Below are 24,569 nucleotides of genomic sequence, written 5' to 3'. Positions count from 1 at the left end.
CCCCCCGAAACTCCGGCCAAAAACCGGTCAGGCATGAATGGCCCCGTCGCCACAGGCCAGCGCAGCCTCGCGCACGGCCTCGGACACAGTCGGATGGGCGTGGCAGGTCAGCGCCAGATCCTCGGCCGAGGCGCCGAACTCCATCGCCACGCAGACCTCGTGGATCAGGTCGCCCGCCGAAGGGCCGATGATGTGGCAGCCCAGGATGCGATCGGTGTCAGCATCCGCGATCAGCTTTACGAAGCCTTCGCCCAGGAACTGGGCCTTGGCGCGGGCATTGCCCATGAAGGGGAACTTGCCGATCCTGATCTTGTGGCCGGCCTCCCTGGCCGCCTCCTCGGTCAGGCCGACAGTGGCCACTTCGGGAGTGGTGTAGATCACGCCGGGAATGACGCCATAGTTCACATGGCCATGCTTGCCGGCGATCACCTCGGCCACCGCCATGCCCTCGTCCTCGGCCTTGTGCGCCAGCATCGGGCCGGGAACGGCATCGCCGATCGCATAGACGCCCTGGACGCTGGTGGCCCAGTGGTCGTCGATCTGGACAAATCCGCGATCCGTCAGCGTGACGCCCAAGGCCTCCAGCCCCAGACCCTCGACATGCGGACGGCGGCCGGTGGCAACCAGCACGACCTCGGCCTCGATCGCCTGCTCGCTGTCGTCCTTCTTCAGCGCATAGGTGACCTTGGCGCCGCCGTCCTGCAGTTCGGCCGACTTCACCGCGGCGCCCAAGACGAATTTCAGGCCCTGCTTGACCAGGATCTTCTGGAACTGCTTCTGCACCTCGCCGTCGATGCCCGGGGTGATGACGTCCAGGTACTCGACCACGGTCACCTCGGCGCCAAGGCGCGCATAGACCGAGCCCAGTTCCAGCCCGATCACGCCCGCGCCGATCACGACCATCGACTTGGGGATCCTGGGCAGGGCCAGCGCGCCGGTGGAATCCACGATCACGCCGCCGTCGTTGTCGACCTCGACCCCGCGCAGCCCCTGCGGGACCGAGCCGGTGGCGATGACGATGTTCTTCGTCTCGTGGACGGTATCGCCGACCTTGACGCGGCCGGGCGCCTCGATCGTGGCCCAGCCCTTGATCCAGTCGATCTTGTTCTTCTTGAACAGGAACTCGATGCCCTTGGTGTTGCCCGTCACCGTCTCGGACTTGTAGCCCTGCATCCTCTCCCAGTCGACCTCGACATGGGCGCCCATCAGGCCCATCTTCTCAAAGTTCTCATGCGCCTCGTGCAGCATGTGGGTGCCGTGCAGCAGCGCCTTGGACGGGATGCAGCCCACGTTCAGGCAGGTGCCGCCAAGCGTTTCGCGCGCCTCGACGCAGCCGACCTTCAGACCCAGCTGGGCCGCGCGGATGGCGCAGACATAGCCGCCGGGGCCGGCGCCGATCACGATCAGATCATACATGTTTCGTCCCTTCTTTCGATCGGGAAGCCGCAGATCGCTGTGCCGGGCCCCCGCAGGATATGTTTGCCGAATAACGGCTCAGACCAGGCTTGCCAGGATCATCGCCATGGTCGCCGCAAAGCCGACCCCCCAGATGACCGAGCGCCATGGCGTCCAGCCCAGCAGATAGGCCGGCACATAGAGGATACGCGCCAGAAGATAGGCCCAGGCACAGGCGCCGGTGAATCCGCTGGCCTCGCCCCCGGCCGTCACGACCAGCACCGCCAGGCTGAACAGGATCAGCCCTTCGAAATGGTTGTTCAGCGCCCGCTGCGCCCGGCCGGCGCGGCCGGTCAGGGCAGGGGCATGATCGCGCGGCCCCATTGCCACGCGCGGCCCGACCTGCAGGTTCGCCAGCACCGAAAACAGCACGAACTGGCCTCCCTGCAGCAGGCCCGCTAAGGCGAGGGCCGTCAATTCGGTGGTCATGATCAGGCCGTTTCCACGAAATGGTGCTGGCTGGCCGAAACGCCCGCCTGGCTTTCAAAGACCTTGGCCGCGCCCTCCAGATAGGCTCGCGCCGCCTTGGCGTCGTTCACCTGGAACAGCGCCCAGGCATGCCCCTCGCCTTCGCGCCACAGTTGCAAAAGCGACAGCCCGTTGCGGCCACGATCCTCGGCATCCGCGTCAAAGGCCGCGCGGAAGGTGCCGTGGTCCTGGATGGTGTAGCGGGTGATCAGCTGCATGGGACGCTCCGGTTCGATCGCGGTCAGCTTGCCTGAGGGTGCGGGGGCCTTGCAAGCCCCGCAAGGGCAGCGGAAGTGGCCAAGGCGCCGGGCCCCCTCGCGGGTGCCCGGCGCCAGGGGATCACAGATCCATCAGCAGGCGGCGCGGGTCTTCCAGCGCCTCCTTGACGCGGACCAGGAAGGTCACGGCGCCCTTGCCGTCGACGATGCGGTGGTCATAGGACAGCGCCAGGTACATCATCGGACGAATGACGATCTGGCCGCCGACCACGACCGGACGGTCCTGGATCTTGTGCATGCCCAGGATGCCCGACTGCGGGGGGTTCAGGATCGGCGACGACATCAGCGAGCCATAGACGCCGCCGTTCGAGATGGTGAAGGTGCCGCCCTGCATCTCGGCCATGGACAGCTTGCCGTCGCGGCCCTTCAGGCCCAGCTCGCCGATCTCCTTCTCGATCGCGGCGAAACCCTTCTGGTCGGCGTCGCGCACCACCGGGACGACCAAGCCCGAGGGCGTGCCGACCGCGACACCCATGTTGACGTAGTTCTTGTAGACCACGTCGGTGCCGTCGATCTCGGCATTGACCTCGGGGACTTCCTTCAGCGCGTGGCAGCAGGCCTTCACGAAGAAGGACATGAAGCCCAGCTTGACCTTGTGCTTCTTCTCGAAGGCGTCCTTGTACTCGTTGCGCAGGCCCATGATCGCGGACATGTCGACCTCGTTATAGGTCGTCAGCATCGCGGCGGTGTTCTGCGCGTCCTTCAGGCGGCGGGCGATGGTCTGGCGCAGGCGCGTCATCTTGACCCGCTCCTCGCGCGCGGCATCCTCGGCCGGGCGCGGCGCGGCGGGGGCCTTCGCGGCCGGCGCGGGGGCCTGGGCCTGGCCGGCCTTCGCCACGTCTTCCTTCATCACGCGGCCGTCGCGGCCCGAGCCTTGGACTTGGTCGCGGCTGACGCCCTTTTCGGCCATGGCCTTCTTGGCCGAGGGGGCATCCTCGACGTCGCGGCGCAGGGTCGGTTCCTCGGGACCGGCATTCTCCAGCACGGTCTCCTGGGCCTTCTGGGCGCCCGGCTTGGTGCCCGAGGCGCCTTCGGTGATGATCGCCAAACGGGCCTTGGCGTCCACGGTCGCGCCTTCCTCGGCCAGGATCTCGGCCAGGACGCCCGCGGCGGGGGCCGGAACCTCGACCGAGACCTTGTCGGTCTCCAGCTCGCACAGCATCTCGTCCGCCTCGACCTGGTCGCCCGGCTTCTTGAACCAGGTGGCCACGGTCGCCTCGGTCACGCTTTCGCCCAGGGAGGGGACCATCACGTCCACGGAATTGCCGCTCATCTTCGTCTGTTCCTCGGTCTTTTCGGCCGTTGCTTCGGCCTTGGCAGGTTTGGGGGCGGGGGCGGCAGCCTCGCCACCCTCGCTGATCTGGGCCAGCAGCGCATCGGGGCCCACCGTCTCGCCCTCGGCGGCGACGATCTCGGCCAGCACGCCGGCCGAGGGGCTGGGGACCTCGACGGTGACCTTGTCGGTCTCCAGCTCGCACAGCATCTCGTCGACCTCGACCCGGTCGCCGGGCTTCTTGAACCAGGTGGCGATGGTGGCCTCGGTGACGGATTCGCCCAGGGCGGGCACGCGGACTTCGGTGGTCATCGGATCATCCTTCAAGGTTCAGGGCTTCGGCGACCAGCGCCTCTTGTTCGGCCTTGTGCCGCGAGGCCAGGCCCGTGGCGACCGAGGCGGCGGCATTGCGGCCGACATAGCGCGCCCGCGTGTGCCGCGAGCCCAGACGTTCCAGCACCCATTCCAGATAGGGATCGACAAAGGTCCAGCCCCCCTGGTTCTTGGGTTCTTCCTGGCACCAGACGATCTCGGCCTGCTTGAAGCGGCCCAGTTCCTTGACCATCGCCTGCGCGGGGAAGGGATAGAACTGTTCCAGGCGCAGCAGATAGACGTCGGTGATCCCGGCCTCGTCGCGCGCCTTCAGCAGGTCATAATAGACCTTGCCCGAGCAGATGACGACACGCTTGATCTGATCATCCGCCGCCAGCTGGGTGGGCGAATTGCCGCGCTGCGCATCGTCCCACAGCACGCGGTGGAAGGTCGATCCGGTCTGGAACTCCTCGGCCTTGCTGACGGCCATCGGGTGGCGCAGCAGCGATTTCGGGGTCATCAGTACCAGGGGCTTGCGGAAGCCCCGGTGGATCTGCCGGCGCAGGATGTGGAAATAGTTCGCGGGCGTGGTGCAGTTCGCGACGATCCAGTTGTCCTCGGCGCAGCCCTGCAGGAAGCGCTCCAGCCGGGCCGAGCTGTGCTCGGGTCCCTGGCCCTCGAAGCCGTGCGGCAGCAGCATCACCAGCCCCGACATGCGCAGCCATTTCTTCTCGCCCGAGGAGATGAACTGGTCGAACATGATCTGCGCGCCGTTGGCAAAGTCGCCGAACTGGGCCTCCCACATCACCAGGCTGTTCGGCTCGGCCAGCGAATAGCCGTATTCAAAGCCCAGCACCGCATATTCCGACAGCATGCTGTCGATGACCTCGTAGCGCGCCTGGTCCTTGGTGATGTTGTTCAGCGGATAGTAGCGCTCTTCGGTCTTTTGGTCGATGAAGGACGAATGGCGCTGGCTGAAGGTGCCCCGCGTGCTGTCCTGGCCGGCCAGGCGGACGCCGTGCCCCTCGACCACCAGCGAACCAAAGGCCAGGGCCTCGCCCGTGGCCCAGTCAAAGCCCGCGCCGGTTTCGAACATCTGCTTTTTGGCTTCCAGCAGGCGACCGACCGTCTTGTGCAGGTTCAGGCCTTCGGGGGCGGTGCTCAGCGCGCGGCCGACCTGGGTCATCACCTCGGGAGAGATGCCCGTCTCGCCGGCTACATATTCGCTGCCCTCGCGCTTCATGCCCGACCACTTGCCGTCCAGCCAGTCGGCCTTGTTCGGCTTGTAGTTCTTGCCGATCTCGAACTCTTCGTTCAGGTGCGCCTGGAACGAGGCCTTCATGTCCTCGATCTCGCCCTCGGGGATCAGCCCGTCGGCCACCAGACGCTCGGTATAGAGCTGCAGCGTGGTCTTCTGCTGCTTGATCTTCGTGTACATCGCCGGGTTCGTGAACATCGGCTCGTCACCTTCGTTGTGACCAAAGCGGCGATAGCAGATGATGTCCAGGACGACGTCCTTCTTGAACTTCTGCCGGAACTCGATGGCCACGCGCGCGGCATGGACCACCGCCTCGGGGTCGTCGCCGTTCACGTGGAAGATCGGCGCCTCGACCATCAGCGCGATGTCGGTCGGATAGGGCGAGGTGCGGCTGAAATGCGGCGCGGTCGTAAAGCCGATCTGGTTGTTCACGACGATATGGATCGTGCCGCCGGTGCGGTGGCCGCGGATGCCCGACAGCTGCAGGCATTCTGCCACGACGCCCTGGCCGGCAAAGGCCGCGTCGCCATGCAGCAGGATCGGCAGGACCGAGGTACGCGCCTTGCGGTCGCCCGCCTGGTCGCTCTTGGCCCGCGCCTTGCCCAGGACGACCGGGTTCACGGCCTCCAGGTGGCTGGGGTTTGCGGTCAGCGACAGGTGGACGGTGTTGCCGTCGAATTCACGGTCCGAGCTGGCGCCCAGGTGGTATTTCACGTCGCCCGACCCGTCCACGTCCTCGGGCTTGAAGCTGCCGCCCTGGAATTCGTGGAAGATCGCGCGATAGGGCTTGGAGAGCACGTTGGCCAGCACCGACAGGCGGCCTCGGTGGGGCATGCCGAACACGATCTCCTTCACGCCAAGCGCGCCGCCGCGCTTGATGATCTGCTCCATCGCGGGGATCAGCGCCTCGCCGCCGTCCAGGCCGAACCGCTTGGTGCCCATGTACTTGACATGCAGGAACTTTTCAAAGCCCTCGGCCTCGACCAGCTTGTTCAGGATGGCGCGGCGGCCTTCGCGGGTGAACGCGATCTCCTTGCCGTAGCCCTCGATCCGCTCCTTCAGCCAGGCGGCTTCCTCGGGGTTCGAGATATGCATGTACTGCAGCGCGAATGTGCCGCAATAGGTGCGGGTCATCAGGTCGCAGATCTGGCGGATCGAGGCGACCTCCAGGCCCAGCACATTGTCGATGAAGATCGGGCGGTCCATGTCGCCGGGGCCGAAGCCATAGGTCTCGGGCTTCAGCTCGCCATGGTCGGGCACGTCGCGCAGGCCAAGCGGGTCCAAATTCGCGTGCAGGTGGCCCCGGATCCGGAAGGCGCGGATCAGCATCAGCGCCCGGATGCTGTCCAGCACGGCCTGGCGCATCTGCGCGGCCGACAGGCTCACGCCCTTCTCCTCGGCCTTGGCGGCGATCTTCTTCATGGCGCCGCCCGCATCGGCCTTGGCCGCGGCCGGCCATTCGCCGGTCAGGGCGGCGGTCATGTCGTCGGCGGGGACCGGCGGCCAGTCGGCGCGCTTCCAGCTGGCGCCCTGCGCCTCGCGGACGGCGGTGCCGTCATCATCGCCCAGGCCGCGGAAGAACGCGTCCCAGGCCTGGTCCACCGCCGAGGGGTCCTTGGCCCACTGGCCGTAAAGCTGCTCGACATAGGCCGCGTTATGGCCCTGGAGGAACGAGGAATCGTGAAAATCGGTGTTTTTTGGCTGGTCGGTCATGGCTGGTCCCCGTTCAGGGCAAGGATGGGATTGGGTCAGGCGCAGTAGATGTCAAAGATGCGGGCGCCGGGATCGGCGGTGGGATCGAGGCGGGGCTGCTGGACAATGCGCAGCGGCGCGCGACGTTCCAGCCCGCAGAGGGCGACGGCGGCGCGGCTTTCGGCATTGGGCGGTGCCGCGGCCGGCTGATAGATGACCCGCCAGCCGAACTCGCGGCGCGCCACGGTCCGGACCGATTCCGGCGGCAGGCCGCTGGCCAGGTGCAGGTTGGTGCGGGCGGGGATGCCACCGCGCAGGACGTCGCCGGTCATGCGTTCGCCGCAGCCGGCCAGGGACAGAAGCGCCAGCAGGGACAGGGGCGCCATGGGGCCAAAGCTGCAATGCCTCGGTCCGTTCGGCGCTTCAGTCGGGTGCGAACCCTGCAACTCCACGATCTTTCCCTTCACGACCACCCGCCCCCCAAACTTAGGTCCGGGGGGCGGACTGTCAAATCATCAGCCCTTGATCGCCTTCAGGACGGCCTCGCCCAGGCCCGCCGGGCTGTCGGCGACGACGATGCCGGCCTTCTTCATGGCCTCGATCTTGGACTCGGCATCGCCCTTGCCGCCCGACACGATCGCGCCGGCATGGCCCATGCGACGGCCCGGAGGGGCGGTGCGGCCCGCGATGAAGCCGGCGGTGGGCTTCCACTTGCCCTTGGCCTTCTGCTCGGCCAGGAACTCGGCGGCCTCTTCCTCGGCGCTGCCGCCGATCTCGCCGATCATGATGATCGATTCCGTTTCCGGATCGTCCAGGAACATCTGCAGCACGTCGATATGCTCCATGCCCTTGATCGGATCGCCGCCGATGCCCACCGCACTGGACTGGCCCAGGCCCACGTCGGACGTCTGCTTGACGGCCTCATAGGTCAGGGTGCCGGAGCGCGACACGACGCCGACGCTGCCGCGACGGAAGATGCTGCCCGGCATGATGCCGATCTTGCATTCGTCGGGGGTCATGATGCCGGGGCAGTTCGGGCCGATCAGGCGCGACTGCGATCCGGCCAGCGCGCGCTTGACGCGCATCATGTCCAGGACGGGGATGCCCTCGGTGATGCAGACGATCAGCGGCACCTGCGCGTCGATGGCCTCCAGGATTGAATCCGCCGCGAACGGGGGCGGGACATAGATCGCGGATGCGGTGGCGCCGGTCTTGGCCACCGCCTCGTGGACCGAGTTGAACACGGGCATGCCCAGATGCTCGGACCCGCCCTTGCCGGGGGTCACGCCGCCGACCATCTGCGTGCCATAGGCGATCGCCTGTTCGGTGTGGAAGGTGCCCTGGGACCCGGTGATCCCCTGGCAGATGACTTTGGTATTCTTGTCGACGAGAACGGCCATCATGGCCTCCTTGCGTAAGCGGCGCCGATGCGCCGCGGTGTTCCAGAGGAGGGCGCGCCGGTCGCGCGCCCGGATGGATCAGCCCTTGACCGCTTTCACGATCTTCTGCGCGCCGTCCTTGAGGTCGTCGGCGGCGATCACGTTCAGGCCCGAATTGGCGATGATCTCCTTGCCCAGGTCCACGTTCGTGCCTTCCAGGCGCACGACCAGCGGAACCTGCAGGCCGACTTCCTTCACGGCGGCGATGATGCCCTCCGCGATGATGTCGCAGCGCATGATGCCGCCGAAGATGTTGACCAGGATGCCTTTGACGTTCGGATCGCTGGTGATGATCTTGAACGCCTCGGTGACCTTCTCCTTGGTGGCGCCGCCGCCGACATCCAGGAAGTTCGCGGGTTCGGCGCCAAACAGCTTGATGATGTCCATCGTGGCCATCGCAAGGCCCGCGCCGTTCACCATGCAGCCGATCTCGCCATCCAGCGCGATGTAGTTCAGGTCGAACTTGGAGGCGGCCAGTTCCTTGCTGTCCTCCTCGGTCTCGTCACGCAGCGCCATGATGTCGGCCTGACGATAGAGGGCGTTGTTGTCGAAGCCCATCTTGGCGTCGAGGCACTTGATCTGGCCCTCGGGGGTCACGATCAGCGGGTTGATCTCCAGCATCTCCATGTCTTTTTCGATGAACATGCGATACAGGTTCTTGACCAGCGCGACGCACTGCTTGACCTGGTTGCCTTCCAGGCCCAGGGCGAAGGCCACGCGGCGACCGTGGAAGTCCGACAGGCCCGAGGCCGGATCGACGGAGAAGCTGACGATCTTCTCGGGCGTGTGGGCCGCGACTTCCTCGATGTCCATGCCGCCCTCGGTCGAGGCGACAAAGCTGACGCGCGAGGTCTGGCGATCCACCAGCAGCGCCAGGTACAGCTCACGCGCGATGTCGCTGCCGTCTTCGATATAGATGCGGTTGACCTGCTTGCCGGCGGGTCCGGTCTGGTGCGTGATCAGCGTGCGGCCCAGCATCTGGCGGGTCAGTTCCTCGGCTTCCTCGACCGACTTAGCCAGGCGGACGCCGCCCTTCTCGCCGGCTTCGGCTTCCTTGAAGTGGCCCTTGCCGCGGCCGCCCGCGTGGATCTGGGCCTTCACGACCCAGAGCGGGCCGTCCATCTCGCTGGCGCAGGTCTTGGCCTCGTCGGCCTTCATCACGATGCGGCCATCGCTGACGGGCGCGCCGTATTGACGCAGCAGCGCCTTGGCCTGGTATTCGTGGATGTTCATCTCGACCCCCTCGTTCGGTTCGACAGATTTGGGGTCTTTTGGCACGTCGCGGCGGGTCCCTGAAACGATTTCCCGTTAAAAACGTCAAAACCGGCAGGAAGCCGCCGAATGTGATCACGCCCGGAAAGGCTGTGATCACAAACATCTCGCGGCACGCCGGGGGGATTTGATTCGGGCGCCGAAGGCCTCAGTTCAGCAGCACCATGTAAAGTCCGGCTTGCCCGCCAAAGACCGACAGGAACCGGTTCCAGTTGTCCGCGCCGACGGTCAGGCCCGGTCGGGCATAGGGCAGGGCCGCCGTGCCCTGCACCCAATCGACCGGATCAACAGGCTGCGGATCCTCCACCCACCGCGCCAGATCGACGCCATATCCCGGCGCGAAGCGCCAGAAGGGCACCAGCATCCGCCCCGCCAGCGCCTCGTCGACCTCATGAAGGATCGACAGCCACAAATCTCCCGTGCCCGGCGGCAGCTGGAAGCCCAGGGCGGCCGTCTGGCGGTCGTTCGGGATCCATTCCCGGTCGTCGTCCGTTTCGGTGGCGACTTCGGCCCAGAAGGCGCGGTTGGCGGCGATCATGGCGCGCAGCTGGTCGCGCGCCTCGCGCGTCAGGGCCGGATCGGGCTGGTGCCGCAGGGTCTGCAGCGCGACCGCCACGCGATCCACGATCGGGCCGAAGGCCAGCGCCTGCTGGTCCAGGTTCGGCGCGCGCGCCATCTGTCCCGGCGGCTCGGCGAACTGCTCCGCCAGCAGCTCGGCCAGCGCCAGGCGCCGCTCCAGCGCGGGCTGGGGATCGAAGGCCAGGATCAGGCTGCCCACGCCCTCGATCAGATGGGTATAGGCGCGCAGCCAATGACTGTCGGCTGCATCGAAGCGGACGACCGCCGGCCCATCGGGCAGGGGAAGGCCCGACAGCGCGGCCAGCCCTTCCCCGGTGCCCCGCTGCCCGTCACCATCCACATCCAGCCACAGGTCCCGCAGGTCCAGGACCAGCGCGCCCTGGCCATCAGGCAGCACCTCGCGTGTGCTGCGCATGGCCGCGATGGCATCTTTTGCCATCAGGTTGACGAAATCAGCGGTCATGGGCTGCGGCTCGGAATTGCCGGGCAGGGTGGTGCCCAGCAGCGGCAGGGGCAGCAGCGCCTCGGTCGCGCCGATCCGCCAGCGGGCCTGCATGGCAGCTTCGATCCCGCCCAGAAAGCGCAGCGCCGCCAGCGCCATGTCGCGGTCGGCCGAGGCCGCCTGGTCTTCGACCTGCAGCGTGGTCGCGGCGATCCCCTGGCGGGCGATCAGCCGCGACGTGGCGGTGTCGTCGGCCCAGGCCGGGGCGGCGATCAGCGACAGCAGGACAAGCAACCGGCGCATCGGCGCACCTCGCGAAACGGAAACGGCGCGCCGATCATGGCGCGCCGTCGGTCCGATCTCAAGCGGGGATCAGGCCAGGCTGCTGTCGATGCCCTTGCAGGCCTCGACCAGGCCCTTCACCGCGTCGATCGACTTGTCGAACATGACCTGCTCGTCGCGGTCCAGGGTGATGTCGATGACCTTCTCGACCCCGCCGGCACCGATCACGGTCGGCACGCCCACATACATGCCCTTGAGGCCGTAGGCGCCGTCCACATGCGCCGCGCAGGGCAGGACGCGCTTCTGGTCCTTCAGATAGGCCTCGGCCATCTCGATGGCGCTGGTGGCGGGGGCATAGAAGGCGCTGCCGGTCTTCAGCAGGCCGACGATCTCGGCGCCGCCGTCGCGGGTGCGCTGGACGATCGCGTCCAACCGGTCCTGCGTGGTCCAGCCCATCTTGACCAGGTCGGGCAGGGGGATGCCGGCCACGGTCGAATAGCGGGTCAGCGGCACCATCGTGTCGCCATGGCCGCCCAGCACGAAGGCGGTCACGTCCTTCATGGAGACGTCGAATTCCAGCGACAGGAAGTGGCGGAAGCGGGCCGAATCCAGCACGCCGGCCATGCCGCAGACCTTGTTATGGGGCAGGCCGCTGAACTCGCGCAGCGCCCAGACCATCGCGTCCAGCGGGTTGGTGATGCAGATCACGAAGGCGTCGGGGGCATGCGCGGCAATGCCTTCGCCCACCGATTTCATGACCTTGAGGTTGATGCCCAACAGGTCGTCGCGGCTCATGCCCGGCTTGCGCGGCACGCCGGCGGTGACGATGCAGACATCGGCGCCCGCGATGTCGGCATAATCGTTGGTGCCCTTCATGCGGGCGTCAAAACCCTCGGACGGGCCCGATTCCGCGATGTCCAGCGCCTTCCCCTGCGGCGTGCCTTCCGAGATGTCGAACAGGACGACGTCGCCCAGTTCCTTCATCGCGGCCAGATGCGCCAGCGTGCCGCCGATCTGCCCCGCACCGATGAGTGCGATTTTGGGTCGGGCCATGGGTAACCTCCGAATGTCAGGTGGATTGTTGCGCGGTGGTTAAGGGGTCAGGCAACGAATCGCAAGCCTGTCCCGCCGAACCGCGGCGTCACGGGGCCGGCACTTGCCTTTCCGCGACGCCCGCGTCAACTTGCACGATGTGCAGGAGATGTCGATGCTGGAACTGAACGGGGCGGGCTGGGCGCTGGCGGTCGTGGCGGCCTTTGCGGTGGGCCTGTCCAAGGGCGGGCTGGCCATGGTCGGCATCATCTCGGTCCCGCTGATGTCGCTGGTGATGTCGCCGGTGCAGGCGGCGGGCCTGCTGCTGCCGGTCTATGTCGTGTCGGACCTGGGTGGGCTGATCGCCTTTCGCCGCGACTTCGACAGCCGGGTTCTGGCCTGCGCGCTGCCGGGGGCGCTGATCGGCATCGGCGTCGGATGGGCCACGGCCAGCATCGTCCCGGTCTGGGGCGTGACGCTGATCGTGGGCGTCATTGGCCTCGGTTTCGCGCTGAACATGCTGCTGCGGCCGCGCATCAATGCCGCGCCGCGGCGCCCGACTGCGCAGGCCGGCAGCCTCTGGGGCGGAATGGCGGGCTATACCAGCTTTGTCAGCCATTCCGGCGCGCCGCTGTGGCAGGTCTATGCCCAGCCCCTGGCGCTGCCGCCGCTGATCTATGCGGGCACCACGACCTGGTTCTTTGCCATCGGCAACTGGGTCAAGCTGATCCCCTATGCCGCCCTGGGCCAGCTGTCGCGGGCAAACCTGCTGACGGCGGCGGCGCTGATGCCGGTGGCCTTGGCGGCGGTCTGGGTGGGGCTGCGGCTGGTGCGGATCATGCCGCCGCTGCTGTTCTATCGGCTGATCACCTGGGGTCTGCTTCTGGTGTCGTTGCGCCTGATCTGGCAGTCGCTGCAGGGTTGATGCCGCAGTGCGGCAAAATCAGGCTTGCCATTTCTGACGCGGCGGTCCAGCTTTGCGCAAGATTGTTGCCCGGAGGTTTTCATGGCCCGCCCCTATCGCTCGGTTCTCTATATTCCCGCCGCCAATTCCCGTGCGATGGAAAAGGCGCGCGGCCTTGCCGCCGACGCCATCATCTTTGACCTGGAAGACGCCGTGGCCCCCGACCAGAAGGAGGCGGCGCGCGAGGCGCTGGCCGAGGCGCTGGCCCAGGATTACGGCCAACGCGCCCGCATCCTGCGCATCAATGCGCTGTCGACCCCCTGGGGAGAGGCCGATGCCCGCGCCTGCGCGACCCTGCCCGCGGATGCCGTGCTGATCCCCAAGGTGGACAGTCCTGCCGACCTGGACCGCGTGGCCGCGCTGGTGCCCGACACGCCCCTCTGGGCGATGATGGAGACGCCGCTTGGCATGCTGAACGCCGCCGCCATCGCCGCCCATCCGCGCTTGCAGGGGATGGTGATGGGCACGAACGACCTGGCCAAGGAGCTGGGCAGCCGCTTTCGCCCTGACCGCCTGCCGATGATGGCGGGGCTGGGCCTGTGCCTGCTGGCGGCCAAGGCGCATGGAGTGGTGATCGTGGACGGCGTCTTCAACGCCTTCAAGGACGAGGACGGCCTGCGCGCCGAATGCGAACAGGGCCGCGACATGGGCTTTGACGGCAAGACGCTGATCCATCCGGCGCAGCTGGAGATCGCCAACGCCGCCTTTGCCCCGACCGAGGCCGAGATCGACCTGGCCCGCCGCCAGATCGAGGCCTTCGAGGAGGCCACCGCGCAGGGCAGGGGCGTTGCCGTGGTCGACGGCAGGATCGTCGAGAACCTGCACGTGGATACGGCGCGCAGGACGCTGGACCGGGCGGATGCGATTGCGGCGATGGCGCAATAAGGGCAGTCTGCGCGCATCTTCGTCCAGCATAAAGGAAGCCAGATGCTGATCCTGATCCTTGGCGTCGCCCTGTGGTGGGCCGCGCATCTTTATAAGCGGGTGGCGCCCGGCCAGCGCGCTGCCATGGGCGACAAGGGCCGCGGGCTGGTCACGCTTGCGCTGGTGCTGTCGATCATCCTGATGGTCGTGGGTTATGGCCGGGCCGAGGGCACCTTCTACTGGGGGCCGAACCCGGCCCTGATCGGCATCAACAACCTGCTGGTCCTTGTGGCCTTCTACCTCTTTGCGGCCTCGGGCATGAAGACCGCGGTCACCGCCCGCACGCGCCACCCCCAGCTGTGGGGCTTTTCGCTCTGGGCGATCGCGCATCTGCTGGTGAACGGCGACACGGCGTCCTTTGTGCTGTTCGGCGGCCTGCTGGTCTGGGCCTTTGTCGAGATGGCGGTCATCAACCGCGCCTTGCCCTGGGTCCGCCCCACCGGCCCCTTCCCCGCGCGCAAGGAGGCGATGGCCGCCGTCGGCGCCCTGATCGTGATGCTGGTGGTCGGCGTGATCCACGGCTGGATCGGCCCCTGGCCCTTTGGAGGTGCCTGATGCCCACCATCTATCGCCTGATCAGCGAGGACGACACCTCGCAGTTCTGCCACCGGGTCAGCGAGGCCCTGTCCAAGGGCTGGCAGCTGCATGGCGGCCCCGCAATGTCCTTTGACGCGGCGCGCGGGGTCATGCGCTGCGGCCAGGCGGTCACGAAGGAGATCGAGGCCGACTATCACCCCGACATGAAACTTGGCCAGCAATAGGGACGCAATGACGAAAACCAATCCGGGACGGTTCTTCGAGGATTACGCAGTCGGCCAGACCATCCGCCACGCGGTGCCGCGCACGGTCGCCGAAGGGGAACGGGCGCTGTATCACGCGCTCTATCCCGCGCGGTATGCGCTCTATTCCTCGGACGAGTTCGCCATTTCCTGCGGGCTGGACGGCAGTCCGATGGACGACCTGCTGGCCTTTCACACGGTCTTTGGCAAGACCGTCCCGGATGTCAGCCTAAACGCGGTGGCGAACCTGGGCTATGCGCAGGGGCGCTGGCTGCTGCCGGTCTGGCCGGGCGACACGCTGCGCGCGGAAAGCCAGGTCATCGGGGTCAAGCAGAACTCGAACGGGCAGTCGGGCGTGGTCTGGGTGCGCACCCGCGGCCTGAACCAGGTGGACGAGGTCGTGCTGGACTATGTCCGCTGGGTGATGGTGCGCAAGCGCGATGCCCAGGCCCCGGCGCCGGAACCGGTGGTGCCCAACCTGCCACCCGTCGTGGCTCCAGCGGACCTGGTCCTGCCCGAGGGGCTGGACTTCTCCAACTACGACTTCGACCTGGCCGGAGAGCCGCACCGCTGGGGCGATTACGAGATCGGCGAGAGGATCGACCATGTAGACGGCGTCACCATTGAGGAGGCCGAGCACATGCTGGCCACCCGGCTGTGGCAGAACACCGCCAAGGTGCATTTCGACGCGACGAACCGCCCCGACGGCCGGCGGCTGATCTATGGCGGCCATGTCATCAGCCTGGCGCGGGCGCTGTCCTTCAACGGGCTGGCCAATGCGCAGATGGTCGTGGCGCTGAATGCGGGGGCCCATGCCAATCCCTGTTTCGCGGGCGACACGGTCCGCGCCTGGTCCGAGGTTCTGGACAAGGCGGCCACGCCCGCACCGGGCGTGGCCGCCATCCGGCTGCGGCTGGTGGCGACCAAGGGCGACAGCGCGGCCCTGGCCCTGAAGGGCGAGGATGGAAAATATCTGCCCGAGGTGCTGCTGGATCTGGATTACTGGGCGCTGATGCCCTTGTGATCGCAACTGCCCCGCGCCTCCCGAGTCGGCAGATGAACCTGCCGGTTCAACGCCAGCCTCTCTGTCCTGCGTCGGTGCGGGGCGCCAGCAGGACAAGCGTGATCACAGCCGCGGCGGGTGTGATCACAAAGCCGGATTTCAGCGTCATTTCGGCACATGGGGTGGCATCTGCCGGTGACAGATGCCACAACTATGTCCAAGACAGCGTCAATCGCCAGCCCGCGCGGCCAGCCCCAGCCTCATCCGGGCACCTGCGACGGGACAAGCAGAACCGACAAAGGAGGGCCGCCAATGGCCGACGTGAACCGGGGTAACCGGCCGCTTTCCCCCCATCTTCAGGTCTATCGTCTGCCGATCCCGGCCGTGACCTCGATCCTGACGCGGATCACCGGCCATGCGCTGGTGGCGGGCATCGTGCTGCTGGTCTGGTGGCTGATCTCGGCCGTGACCAGCCCCGGCGCCTTCGCGGCGGCGGATTGGGTGGTGCGGTCCTGGATCGGCTTCATCGTGCTGACCGGATCGGCCTGGGCGCTGTGGTTCCATGCACTGTCGGGCATCCGGCACCTCTTCTACGACGCGGGCGTCGGCCTGGAGATCGACGAGGCCAAGCGCAATTCCTGGGTGATCATCATCGGCTCGGTCGTGCTGACCCTGATCACCCTGATCATCTTCTTCATCTGAGGCGAGGGACATCATGCGCTACATCACCCCCCGCAAGGCCGCCGCGGGCCTCGGCTCGGCCCGGTCGGGCACCGCCCATCACTGGCAGATCACCGTCAGCTCGGTGGCGCTGGTCATCCTGACGCCGCTGTTCCTGCTGACCGTCGGCGGCGCGATCGGCCTGTCGCAGGCGGGCGTCATCGCCCATTTCGGCCGCCCCTTTCCCGGCATCATCACCGGGCTTTTCGTGATCGTGGGCATGATCCACTTCATCAAGGGCACGCGGATCATGCTGGACGACTATGTGCATGGCACCGCCAACCGGACGGGCGTCATCGCAATGACCATCTTTGGCTGGGCCGTCATCGCCGCTGCGGTCTTCGCGCTGGCGAAGATGGCCTTCACCATCCCCGTGATCTGAGGACGACATGGCTGCATACGAAACCCAAACGCATGAATATGACGTCGTCGTGGTCGGAGCGGGTGGCGCGGGTCTGCGCGCGACCCTCGGCATGGCCGAACAGGGGCTGCGCACGGCCTGCGTGACCAAGGTCTTTCCGACCCGCAGCCACACCGTTGCGGCGCAGGGCGGTATCGCCGCCTCCCTGTCGAACATGGGGCCGGACAGCTGGCAGTGGCACATGTACGACACCGTCAAGGGGTCGGACTGGCTGGGCGATACGGACGCGATGGAATACCTGGCGCGCGAGGCGCCCAAGGCCGTCTATGAACTGGAACATTACGGCGTGCCGTTTTCCCGCACCGAGGACGGGCGCATCTACCAGCGCCCCTTCGGCGGGCACACCACCGAATATGGAGAAGGGCCCCCGGTCCAGCGCACCTGCGCCGCCGCCGACCGCACCGGCCATGCCATCCTGCACACGCTTTACGGCCAGTCGCTGAAGAACAACGCCGAATTCTTCATCGAATATTTCGCGCTGGACCTGATCGTCACCGACGGCCGCTGCACCGGCGTCGTCTGCTGGAAGCTGGATGACGGCACGATCCACGTCTTCAACGCCAAGATGGTGGTGCTGGCCACGGGCGGCTATGGCCGCGCCTATTTCAGCGCGACCAGCGCCCATACCTGCACCGGCGACGGCGGCGGCATGGTGGCGCGGGCGGGCCTGCCGCTGCAGGACATGGAATTCGTGCAGTTCCATCCGACCGGCATCTATGGCTCGGGCTGTCTGATCACCGAAGGCGCGCGTGGCGAGGGCGGCTACCTGACCAACTCCGAGGGCGAGCGCTTCATGGAGCGCTATGCCCCCACCTACAAGGACCTGGCCAGCCGCGACGTCGTCAGCCGCTGCATGACCATGGAGATCCGCGAGGGTCGCGGCGTGGGCCCCGACAAGGACCACATCTTCCTGAACCTGATGCACCTGCCGCCGGAGACCCTGGCGGAACGGCTGCCCGGCATCAGCGAAAGCGCCAAGATCTTTGCCGGCGTGGACCTGACGCGGGCGCCGATCCCGGTGCTGCCGACGGTGCATTACAACATGGGCGGCATCCCCACGAACTACTGGGGCGAGGTCCTGGCGCCGACCGAGAGCGATCCCGATGCGATCTTCCCCGGCCTGATGGCAGTGGGCGAGGCCGGCTGCGCCTCTGTTCACGGGGCGAACCGGCTGGGCTCGAACTCGCTGATCGACCTGGTGGTCTTCGGGCGCGCCGCGGCCATTCGTGCCGGACAAGTGATCGACCGCGTGGGCGCCGTTCCCGCGACCGACAAGGGGGCCGTGGACCGGGCGCTGGACCGCTTTGACGGGCTGCGCCACGCCAAGGGCACGACGCCCACGGCCGAGCTGCGCAACCAGATGCAGCGCACCATGCAGCTGGACGCGGCGGTGTTCCGCACCGACAAGACGCTGGCGGAAGGCGTTGGAAAGATGGAAGACATCGCCGGCAAGATGGATGACATCAAGGTCACGGACCGGGGTCTGATCTGGAACACCGACCTGATGGAGACGCTGGAACTGACCAACCTGATGCCGAACGCCCTGACGACCATCGTCGCGGCCGAGGCGCGCAAGGAAAGCCGCGGCGCCCATGCGCACGAGGATTATCCTGAGCGGGATGACGCCAATTGGCGCAAGCATTCGCTTGCTTGGGTCGAGGGGAACCGGGTTAAACTGGCCTATCGCCCCGTTCATCTGGAGCCGCTGACCACGGCCGAGGAAGGCGGGATCGACCTCAACAAGATCGCTCCGAAGAAAAGGGTTTACTGATGCGCTTCAACATTATCGCCGCTTTCGGCTTGGCCGCCGCAACTCTTGCAGGTTGCGTCGCGCCGGTTCCGATCGCAGGCCCTGCGGTCCCGACCGCGCCCGTCATGACCCCGGCCCCGACGGTCCTGGATGCGGCCTCGGCCCAGGTGGCCCGTGGCGTCATCAATGCCGAGATGCAAAAGCGCCTGCCCGGCGTGAACGTCGCCCCCTACACCAACTGCGTGGTCACCAATGCCACCACGGCCGAGATGATCGATCTGGCCCAGATGTCGCGCGCGGGTGCCAGCGGCACCGCCGACAGCGTGGCGGCCATCGTCTCGCGTCCGGCGACGACGCAGTGCATCGCCGCCGCGGCGCGCTCGGTCTGACGACATGATCGCGCGGCGGTTCTCCCTGGCTCTGGTGCCGCTTCTGGCGGTGCTGGCGGCCTGTGGCCCGGTCCCGGTGGACCAGGCCGAACGGACCTGCCTGCGCGATGCCGAACTGGCCCAACGTCCGCGCGGAAACGTGGCGTTGGGCATCGGTTCAGGCTCGGGCGGAACGCAGGGTTTCGGCCGGGTCGAGCTGGAGATGACCAGCGACTATGTGATGGGCCGCGACCCGTCCGATGTCTTCAACCGCTGCGTCCGGCGCATGTCGGGCCAGTTGCCGCAGCGTCCCCTGGCGGATCAGCCGGGCTGGCGGGGGGGCGCCTGATGCCGGACGCGGCCCCCAAGGGCCGGCCGCTGATCCTGCATCTGGGCGTGCAGAAGACCGGCACGACCTCGCTGCAGCGGTTCCTCAAGCACTCGGCGGCCGCACTTTCCGACGTGCTGATCCTGCGCACGCCCGAGGAGGGCACACCGATGCGTCCCCTTGGCCGCGCCGCGGTCGCCTGCAGCCTGTCGCCGGGCGACAAGGACCTGCGCGTGGCGCTGAGGATTGCCTTCGAGGAGGTGCTGGACACGCTGCCTGCCGGTCCCCAGACCGTGCTGGTCAGCCACGAGAACATGGCCGGCGCCATGCCCGGCAATGGCGGAGAGACGGCGCTCTATCCGGCGCTGCCGCGGATGCTGAAGGTGCTGGACCGGGTGGCGCAGGCGCGGGGGTTCGACCCCCGCTATGTGTTCTACACCCGCGGGATGGAGGCCTGGCTTCCCTCGGTCTGGGCGCAGGCGGTCCGGACCGACGGCTATACCCGCACCCTGTCCCAGTTCCGGGCCGAGGTGGCGGACCTGCCGGCCTGGGAGGATCTGCTGGACCGGCTGACGGCCGCCCTGGGCGCCGACCGCGTGACCCGGCTGCGGCTGGAGGACGAGACCGACCCCGACCGCCCCGGGCGCCAGCTTCTGGGCCTGGCCGGGCTGGACCCTGCGCGCATCGACGCGCTGCCGCCGCTGGAGGGCCGCGCGATGGAGCGGCTGAACGGCGGCTCGACCGAATTCCTGCGCCGGCTGAACGGGCTGGCGCTGAACCCGCATGCCCGCGACCGCGTCGCCGACCTGGTGGCGCGCGTGCAACCCCTGTTCACGGCGGAAGCGCCGTCCGAAGGCACTCTCTGAAAGGAGCTACCCAATGGTCCAGTTCACCCTGCCCAAGAACAGCCAGATCCGGGTCGGCAAGACCTGGCCCCGGCCCGAGGGCGCCACGAATGTCCGCAAGTTCAAGATCTATCGGTGGGATCCCGAGACCGGCGAGAACCCGCGCCTGGACACCTATTTCGTCGACCTAGACAAGTGCGGGCCGATGGTCCTGGACGCGCTGATCAAGATCAAGAACGACATCGACCCGACGCTGTCCTTCCGCCGGTCCTGCCGCGAGGGGATCTGCGGGTCCTGCGCCATGGTCATCGACGGCGGCAACCGCCTGGCTTGCATCTTCGGCATCAATGAGGTGAAGGGCGATGTGGCAATCTATCCGCTGCCGCATATGCCGGTGGTCAAGGACCTGATCCCCGACCTGACGCATTTCTATGCCCAGCACGCCTCGGTGAACCCCTATCTGCAGACCAAGTCGCCGACGCCCGGCAAGGAATGGAAGCAATCGATCGAGGATCGCAAGAAGCTGGACGGCCTTTACGAGTGCATCCTCTGCGCCTCCTGCTCGACCTCCTGCCCGTCCTACTGGTGGAACGGCGACCGCTACCTGGGGCCGGCAGCCCTGCTGCATGCCTATCGCTGGATCATCGACAGCCGCGATGAGGCGACGGGCGAGCGCCTGGACGAGCTTGAAGATCCCTTCAAGCTGTACCGCTGCCACACGATCATGAACTGCACCAACACCTGCCCCAAGGGGCTGAACCCGGCCAAGGCCATCGCCTCGATCAAGCACATGATGGTCGAACGCGCGATGTGATCGGCGTTGCGCGGGAGTGGGCGGGGGGCCAGTCCTCCACCGGCGATGGCGCCTTGCGGCCCCTCGCGCTCCCGGCAAGGTAATGGGCAAAGAAGAAGGGCCGGAGAGGAAACTCTCCGGCCCTTCTTCGTTTCGGTGGCGGCGGGGCGCGGTCAGCCCTCGATGCGGGTGAAGTCGGCGATCTGGCGGCCGGCCTCGCGGATGCGCGACAGCAGGTTCAGGCGGTTGCGCCGGACGATCTGGCTGTCGGTGTTGACTTGCACGGCCTCGAAGAAGGCGTCGATGGGGGCGCGCAGGGCGGCGATCGCGGTCATCGCGGCGGGGTAGTCCTCAGCCTGCATGGCGCGCTTGATCGCGGGTTCGGCCTGGTCCAGCGCGGCGAAGAGGGCGCGCTCCTGGTCGGTCTCGGCGAATTTTACGTCGGCGCCAAAGCTGTATTCGACGCCGTCCTTCTCCTCGGCCTGGGTCAGGATGTTGCTTGCGCGCTTGAGGCCCTGGGTCAGGTTCCGCCCGTCCTCGGTCGCCAGCATGTCGTTCAGCGCGGTCGCCCGGGCGGTCACGCGGACGAGGTCGTCGTTCCCCTCCTGCGCCAGCACGGCGTCGATGATGTCGTGCCGGATGCCCTGATCGCGGAGGTAGACCTTGAGGCGGTCGTGGAGGAAGGAAAGGAGGTCGCTGGAAGTTTCACGATATGGAAGGACTTTCGCCTGATCCTCGAACGGCTGTATTTCGTTGTGACCGGTAAAGTAGAAGTCGCCTGCGTCTATAGCTGCATTAACGTCATGCTCTGCCGCCTTGCTAGCCAACACCATGTCTCCTGCTCGGATCGCCGCAGGAAGAATAAAATGTTTCTCTGCTGCAATAGGCTGCCCGTCCGGTGCCGTGGTCTTTGCTAGGACTTTTGTTCCTACCGCACCATTGAAGAGAGCAGATTTTACCGAACGCCTCACGGCTTGTTCAGCGATCTGTGTAAATGGTGCCGTTGTCGACCCTCCTTGCAGCAAGCGGATCACTCCCAATGCCGCCCGCCGCAGCGCAAATGGATCTTTTGACCCTGTCGGCTTCTCGTCGATCGCCCAGAACCCCGCCAACGTGTCGATCTTGTCGGCCAGCGCCACGGCGACCGAAACGGGGGCGGTCGGCACCGCATCGGAGGGGCCGAGGGGCGAGTAGTGGTCGCGGGCGGCGTCGGCCACGGCGTCGGGCTCTCCGGCCTCCAGCGCGTAATAGCGGCCCATCGTGCCCTGCAGTTCGGGGAACTCTCCGACCATCGCGGAACGCAGGTCCAGCTTGGCCAGTCGTGCGGCGCGTTCGGTTTGGTCAAGGTCGGCCCCGACCAGCGGGGCGATCTCGCGGGCAAGGGCCGCGATGCGTTCGATCCGGTCGGCCTGCGAGCCCAGCTTGTTGTGGAAGGTGACCGAGGCGAGGCCGTCGCGCCATGCCTCCATTCCCGACTTCGCCTCGCGCAGGTCGTTTTCCCAGAAGAAGGCGGCGTCGGAAAGGCGCGCGGCCAGCACGCGCTGGTTGCCGGCCAGGATCGTCGCGCCGTCATCGGGCGTCTCGATATTGGCGACGGTGACAAAGCCCTCGATCCGGCCCGTGGCGGGGTTCAGGGCCGAGAAGAACTTCTGGTGTTCCTTCATCGAGGTCTGCAGGACCTCGGGCGGCAGGGCCAGGAAGCGGTCCTCGACCACGCCCATCAGGGGGACGGGCCATTCGACCAGGCCCGCGACCTCGGCCATCAGGGCCTCGTCGGGGACGATCTGCCAGCCGCGGGCAAAGGCCAGGTTCTCGGCCTGCTGGCGGATCTCGGCCTCCCGTTCGGCGGCGTCCAGCATGACGCGGGCGCGGCGCAGCTTGGCGGCGTAATCGTCAAAGCCGGTGACGGTGAAGGCGTCGGGCGCCATGAAGCGGTGGCCGCGCGTGGTGTTGCCGGCGGTGATGCCATCCATGGTCAGGGGGACCGTCTCGGCCCCGGCCTCATCGGAAAGGATGCAGAGGATCGAATGCAGCGGGCGCACCCAGCGCAGGCTGCCCGCGCCCCACCGCATCGACTTGGGCCAGGGAAAGTTGCGGATCGCGGCTTCCAGCACTTCGGCCACGATCTGGGCGGCGGGGCGGCCGGGGCGTTCGATCACGGCGAACCAGACCTTGCCCTTCTTGTCGTCGCGCGCCTGAAGCTGGTCGCGGGTCAGGCCGGTCGAGCGCAGGAAACCCTCCAGCGCGGCATCGGGCGCGTCGGTGCGCGGACCCTTGCGTTCCTCACGTGTGGTGGGGCTGTGGGCGGTCAGGCCCTCGACGGCCAGGGCCAGGCGGCGGGGGGTCGAGAAGGCGCCGGCCCCGGCATAGGTCAGGCCGGCCTGGACCAGCCCCTCGGTCACCAGGCGTTTCAGGTCCTCGCGCGCGCGGGCCTGCATGCGGGCGGGAATTTCTTCCGAGAAAAGCTCGATCAGCAGGTCGGGCATCAGTCCATCACTCCGCGTTCCGGGGTCTTGTCGTTGTATTGGTGCCAGCCATAGACGCGGCCGTCGGGATAGACGGCCAGCACGCGGTCCACGTCGGGGCGGATGTCGCTGACCGACAGGACGGCGCGGGCGGCGCCGCTTTCCAGGTCCTCACCGATGCGGGCGGCATCGAAGCAGCCGAACCAGCGCGGCCCGACCAGCGGCGTGGCACCGTCGAAGGGCAGGGCATCGGCGGGAATGTCCTCGACCATCGCGCAGGCGCGCCAGCGCAGGGGGGAACTGTCGGCGTCGATCCCCTCGAACCCGGTCAGGACCAGCGGCTGCTGGCCGGCGGGCGTAGTGATGCCCAGCGCGGCGCCGGGGCCGTTCGGGTCGATGGGATCGTAATAGCCGTATTCCTGCGCATACCACATGCCCGCCCCGGCGGCGATGGCGCTGCCCAGCAGGGCGATGGCCGCGAGCTTGCCCCAGTTCATTGGGCCGCACCGGCCGCGTCGGTGGTCAGGAACAGGTCGGCGCAGCCCTTGGCCAGCGCGCGCACGCGGCCGATATAGGCCTGCCGTTCGGTCACGCTGATCACGCCGCGCGCGTCCAAGAGGTTGAAGAGGTGACTGGCCTTGATCGCCTGGTCATAGGCCGGGTGCGCCATCGGGATGCGGCGCCCGGCGCTGTCGGTGTCAGCGGCCTCCAGAATGCGGGCGCATTCGGCCTCGGCGTCCTTGAAGTGCTGGAACAGCATCTCGGTATCGGCCTGGTCGAAGTTCCAGCGGCTGTATTCCTGTTCGGTCTGCCGGAAGATGTCGCCATAGCTGAGCGGGATCGGTGCGTCCGGCGCGTTGAAGGGCATGTCCATGACATGTTCGACGCCCAGCACATACATGGCCAGGCGTTCCAGGCCATAGGTCAGTTCGCCCGAGACGGGCTTGCAGTCATGGCCGCCGACCTGCTGGAAATAGGTGAACTGGCTGACCTCCATCCCGTCGCACCAGACCTCCCATCCCAGGCCCCAGGCGCCCAGGGTCGGGCTTTCCCAGTCATCCTCGACGAAGCGGACGTCGTGGATCATCGGGTCCAGGCCGATCGCGCGCAGGCTGCCCAGGTACAGCTCCTGCAGGTCCGGGGGCGATGGCTTGATGATGACCTGGTACTGGTAATAGTGCTGCAACCGGTTCGGGTTCTCGCCATAGCGGCCGTCGGTGGGGCGGCGCGAGGGCTGGACATAGGCCGCGGCCCAGGACCGGCTGCCCAAGGCGCGCAGGGTCGTGGCGGGGTGGAAGGTGCCGGCGCCCACTTCCATGTCATAGGGTTGCAGGACGGCGCAGCCCTTGTCGGCCCAGTAATTCTGCAGCGCCAAGATGATCTCCTGAAAGCTGCGGGGTCGGTTGGGGCTGGTCATGATGCCATCC

At 67.2% G+C, this 24,569-nt stretch carries 25 protein-coding genes; 12 read left to right on the top strand and 13 right to left on the bottom strand.

Features of this window, described 5'->3' with window-relative positions; translation table 11 throughout:
* Window positions 1–27 precede the first annotated feature (27 nt).
* The 10 genes from lpdA to mdh all read right to left on the bottom strand — a co-directional run bounded on the left by lpdA (window position 28) and on the right by mdh (window position 11,803).
* Window positions 28–1,416, bottom strand: coding sequence for a dihydrolipoyl dehydrogenase (gene lpdA, locus ACNR9W_RS10395; RefSeq protein ID WP_419267395.1), 1,389 nt, complete (start codon window positions 1,414–1,416; stop codon window positions 28–30).
* A gap of 78 nt (window positions 1,417–1,494) precedes the next feature.
* The gene (locus tag ACNR9W_RS10390) at window positions 1,495–1,884 is read right to left on the bottom strand and encodes an MAPEG family protein (RefSeq protein ID WP_419267396.1); all 390 of its coding nucleotides are present in this window, start codon (window positions 1,882–1,884) and stop codon (window positions 1,495–1,497) included.
* Window positions 1,885–1,886: 2 nt separating this feature from the next.
* Window positions 1,887–2,141, bottom strand: coding sequence for a hypothetical protein (locus tag ACNR9W_RS10385; protein ID WP_419267397.1), 255 nt, complete (start codon window positions 2,139–2,141; stop codon window positions 1,887–1,889).
* Between the two features lie 121 nt (window positions 2,142–2,262).
* Window positions 2,263–3,786 carry a 2-oxoglutarate dehydrogenase complex dihydrolipoyllysine-residue succinyltransferase gene (gene odhB / locus ACNR9W_RS10380; protein WP_419267398.1) on the bottom strand — a complete coding sequence of 508 codons (1,524 nt, stop codon included), beginning with the start codon at window positions 3,784–3,786 and terminating at the stop codon, window positions 2,263–2,265.
* Between the two features lie 4 nt (window positions 3,787–3,790).
* Window positions 3,791–6,757, bottom strand: a complete 2,967-nt coding sequence (locus ACNR9W_RS10375) for a 2-oxoglutarate dehydrogenase E1 component (RefSeq protein ID WP_419267399.1) — start codon at window positions 6,755–6,757, stop codon at window positions 3,791–3,793.
* A gap of 35 nt (window positions 6,758–6,792) precedes the next feature.
* Window positions 6,793–7,122 (bottom strand): hypothetical protein, encoded by a 330-nt coding sequence (locus tag ACNR9W_RS10370; RefSeq protein WP_419267400.1) that lies wholly within the window; start codon window positions 7,120–7,122, stop codon window positions 6,793–6,795.
* Window positions 7,123–7,251: 129 nt separating this feature from the next.
* Complete coding sequence (gene sucD, locus ACNR9W_RS10365) at window positions 7,252–8,136, bottom strand: succinate--CoA ligase subunit alpha (RefSeq protein ID WP_419267401.1); 885 nt, start codon at window positions 8,134–8,136, stop codon at window positions 7,252–7,254.
* Between the two features lie 78 nt (window positions 8,137–8,214).
* A complete protein-coding gene (gene sucC / locus ACNR9W_RS10360; protein ID WP_419267783.1) occupies window positions 8,215–9,408 on the bottom strand; it encodes an ADP-forming succinate--CoA ligase subunit beta in 1,194 nt (397 codons plus the stop codon).
* A gap of 187 nt (window positions 9,409–9,595) precedes the next feature.
* Window positions 9,596–10,771 carry a hypothetical protein gene (locus ACNR9W_RS10355; RefSeq protein ID WP_419267402.1) on the bottom strand — a complete coding sequence of 392 codons (1,176 nt, stop codon included), beginning with the start codon at window positions 10,769–10,771 and terminating at the stop codon, window positions 9,596–9,598.
* 69 nt (window positions 10,772–10,840) lie between these two features.
* Window positions 10,841–11,803: a malate dehydrogenase gene (gene mdh, locus ACNR9W_RS10350; RefSeq protein ID WP_419267404.1), complete on the bottom strand. Its 963-nt coding sequence runs from the start codon at window positions 11,801–11,803 to the stop codon at window positions 10,841–10,843.
* Window positions 11,804–11,966: 163 nt separating this feature from the next.
* Here mdh and ACNR9W_RS10345 point away from each other — a divergent pair, with 163 nt between their 5' ends.
* The 12 genes from ACNR9W_RS10345 to ACNR9W_RS10290 all read left to right on the top strand — a co-directional run bounded on the left by ACNR9W_RS10345 (window position 11,967) and on the right by ACNR9W_RS10290 (window position 20,698).
* Window positions 11,967–12,707 carry a sulfite exporter TauE/SafE family protein gene (locus ACNR9W_RS10345; protein ID WP_419267784.1) on the top strand — a complete coding sequence of 247 codons (741 nt, stop codon included), beginning with the start codon at window positions 11,967–11,969 and terminating at the stop codon, window positions 12,705–12,707.
* Between the two features lie 81 nt (window positions 12,708–12,788).
* On the top strand, window positions 12,789–13,631 hold the full coding sequence (locus ACNR9W_RS10340) for an HpcH/HpaI aldolase/citrate lyase family protein (RefSeq protein ID WP_419267405.1): 843 nt from the start codon (window positions 12,789–12,791) through the stop codon (window positions 13,629–13,631).
* 42 nt (window positions 13,632–13,673) lie between these two features.
* Window positions 13,674–14,225 (top strand): NnrU family protein, encoded by a 552-nt coding sequence (locus ACNR9W_RS10335; RefSeq protein ID WP_419267406.1) that lies wholly within the window; start codon window positions 13,674–13,676, stop codon window positions 14,223–14,225.
* The gene (locus ACNR9W_RS10330) at window positions 14,225–14,431 is read left to right on the top strand and encodes a DUF1737 domain-containing protein (protein WP_419267407.1); all 207 of its coding nucleotides are present in this window, start codon (window positions 14,225–14,227) and stop codon (window positions 14,429–14,431) included. Before ACNR9W_RS10335 ends, ACNR9W_RS10330 begins: the two co-directional genes overlap by 1 nt.
* 7 nt (window positions 14,432–14,438) lie before the next feature.
* Window positions 14,439–15,473 carry a MaoC family dehydratase gene (locus ACNR9W_RS10325; protein WP_419267408.1) on the top strand — a complete coding sequence of 345 codons (1,035 nt, stop codon included), beginning with the start codon at window positions 14,439–14,441 and terminating at the stop codon, window positions 15,471–15,473.
* A 291-nt stretch (window positions 15,474–15,764) separates the two neighbouring features.
* The gene (sdhC, locus tag ACNR9W_RS10320; RefSeq protein ID WP_419267409.1) at window positions 15,765–16,154 is read left to right on the top strand and encodes a succinate dehydrogenase, cytochrome b556 subunit; all 390 of its coding nucleotides are present in this window, start codon (window positions 15,765–15,767) and stop codon (window positions 16,152–16,154) included.
* Window positions 16,155–16,167: 13 nt separating this feature from the next.
* Entirely contained in the window at window positions 16,168–16,554 is a 387-nt protein-coding gene (locus ACNR9W_RS10315; RefSeq protein WP_419267410.1) for a succinate dehydrogenase, hydrophobic membrane anchor protein, read from the top strand.
* Window positions 16,555–16,561: 7 nt separating this feature from the next.
* On the top strand, window positions 16,562–18,364 hold the full coding sequence (gene sdhA / locus ACNR9W_RS10310) for a succinate dehydrogenase flavoprotein subunit (RefSeq protein WP_419267411.1): 1,803 nt from the start codon (window positions 16,562–16,564) through the stop codon (window positions 18,362–18,364).
* The gene (locus ACNR9W_RS10305) at window positions 18,364–18,732 is read left to right on the top strand and encodes a hypothetical protein (protein WP_419267412.1); all 369 of its coding nucleotides are present in this window, start codon (window positions 18,364–18,366) and stop codon (window positions 18,730–18,732) included. Before sdhA ends, ACNR9W_RS10305 begins: the two co-directional genes overlap by 1 nt.
* 4 nt (window positions 18,733–18,736) lie before the next feature.
* Window positions 18,737–19,060, top strand: a complete 324-nt coding sequence (locus ACNR9W_RS10300; RefSeq protein WP_419267413.1) for a hypothetical protein — start codon at window positions 18,737–18,739, stop codon at window positions 19,058–19,060.
* Complete coding sequence (locus ACNR9W_RS10295) at window positions 19,060–19,905, top strand: hypothetical protein (protein WP_419267414.1); 846 nt, start codon at window positions 19,060–19,062, stop codon at window positions 19,903–19,905. The genes ACNR9W_RS10300 and ACNR9W_RS10295 overlap by 1 nt, the downstream gene beginning before the upstream one ends.
* 13 nt (window positions 19,906–19,918) lie before the next feature.
* Window positions 19,919–20,698, top strand: coding sequence for a succinate dehydrogenase iron-sulfur subunit (locus tag ACNR9W_RS10290; protein WP_419267415.1), 780 nt, complete (start codon window positions 19,919–19,921; stop codon window positions 20,696–20,698).
* A 152-nt stretch (window positions 20,699–20,850) separates the two neighbouring features.
* Here ACNR9W_RS10290 and glyS read toward each other — a convergent pair whose 3' ends face one another.
* Genes glyS through ACNR9W_RS10275 form a run of 3 tightly spaced genes read right to left on the bottom strand, consistent with a single transcriptional unit; the run spans window position 20,851 to window position 24,559 of the window.
* The gene (glyS, locus tag ACNR9W_RS10285) at window positions 20,851–23,163 is read right to left on the bottom strand and encodes a glycine--tRNA ligase subunit beta (protein WP_419267416.1); all 2,313 of its coding nucleotides are present in this window, start codon (window positions 23,161–23,163) and stop codon (window positions 20,851–20,853) included.
* Complete coding sequence (locus tag ACNR9W_RS10280; RefSeq protein WP_419267417.1) at window positions 23,163–23,639, bottom strand: DUF6446 family protein; 477 nt, start codon at window positions 23,637–23,639, stop codon at window positions 23,163–23,165. The genes glyS and ACNR9W_RS10280 overlap by 1 nt, the downstream gene beginning before the upstream one ends.
* The gene (locus ACNR9W_RS10275; RefSeq protein ID WP_419267419.1) at window positions 23,636–24,559 is read right to left on the bottom strand and encodes a glycine--tRNA ligase subunit alpha; all 924 of its coding nucleotides are present in this window, start codon (window positions 24,557–24,559) and stop codon (window positions 23,636–23,638) included. The genes ACNR9W_RS10280 and ACNR9W_RS10275 overlap by 4 nt, the downstream gene beginning before the upstream one ends.
* Between the last annotated feature and the right edge of the window lie 10 nt (window positions 24,560–24,569).

The sequence above is a fragment of the Paracoccus sp. T5 genome (assembly GCF_048538155.2).
Lineage (GTDB): Bacteria > Pseudomonadota > Alphaproteobacteria > Rhodobacterales > Rhodobacteraceae > Paracoccus.
Note: the sequence above shows the minus strand (reverse complement) of the source record. Positions and strands in the feature narration are given on the sequence as shown.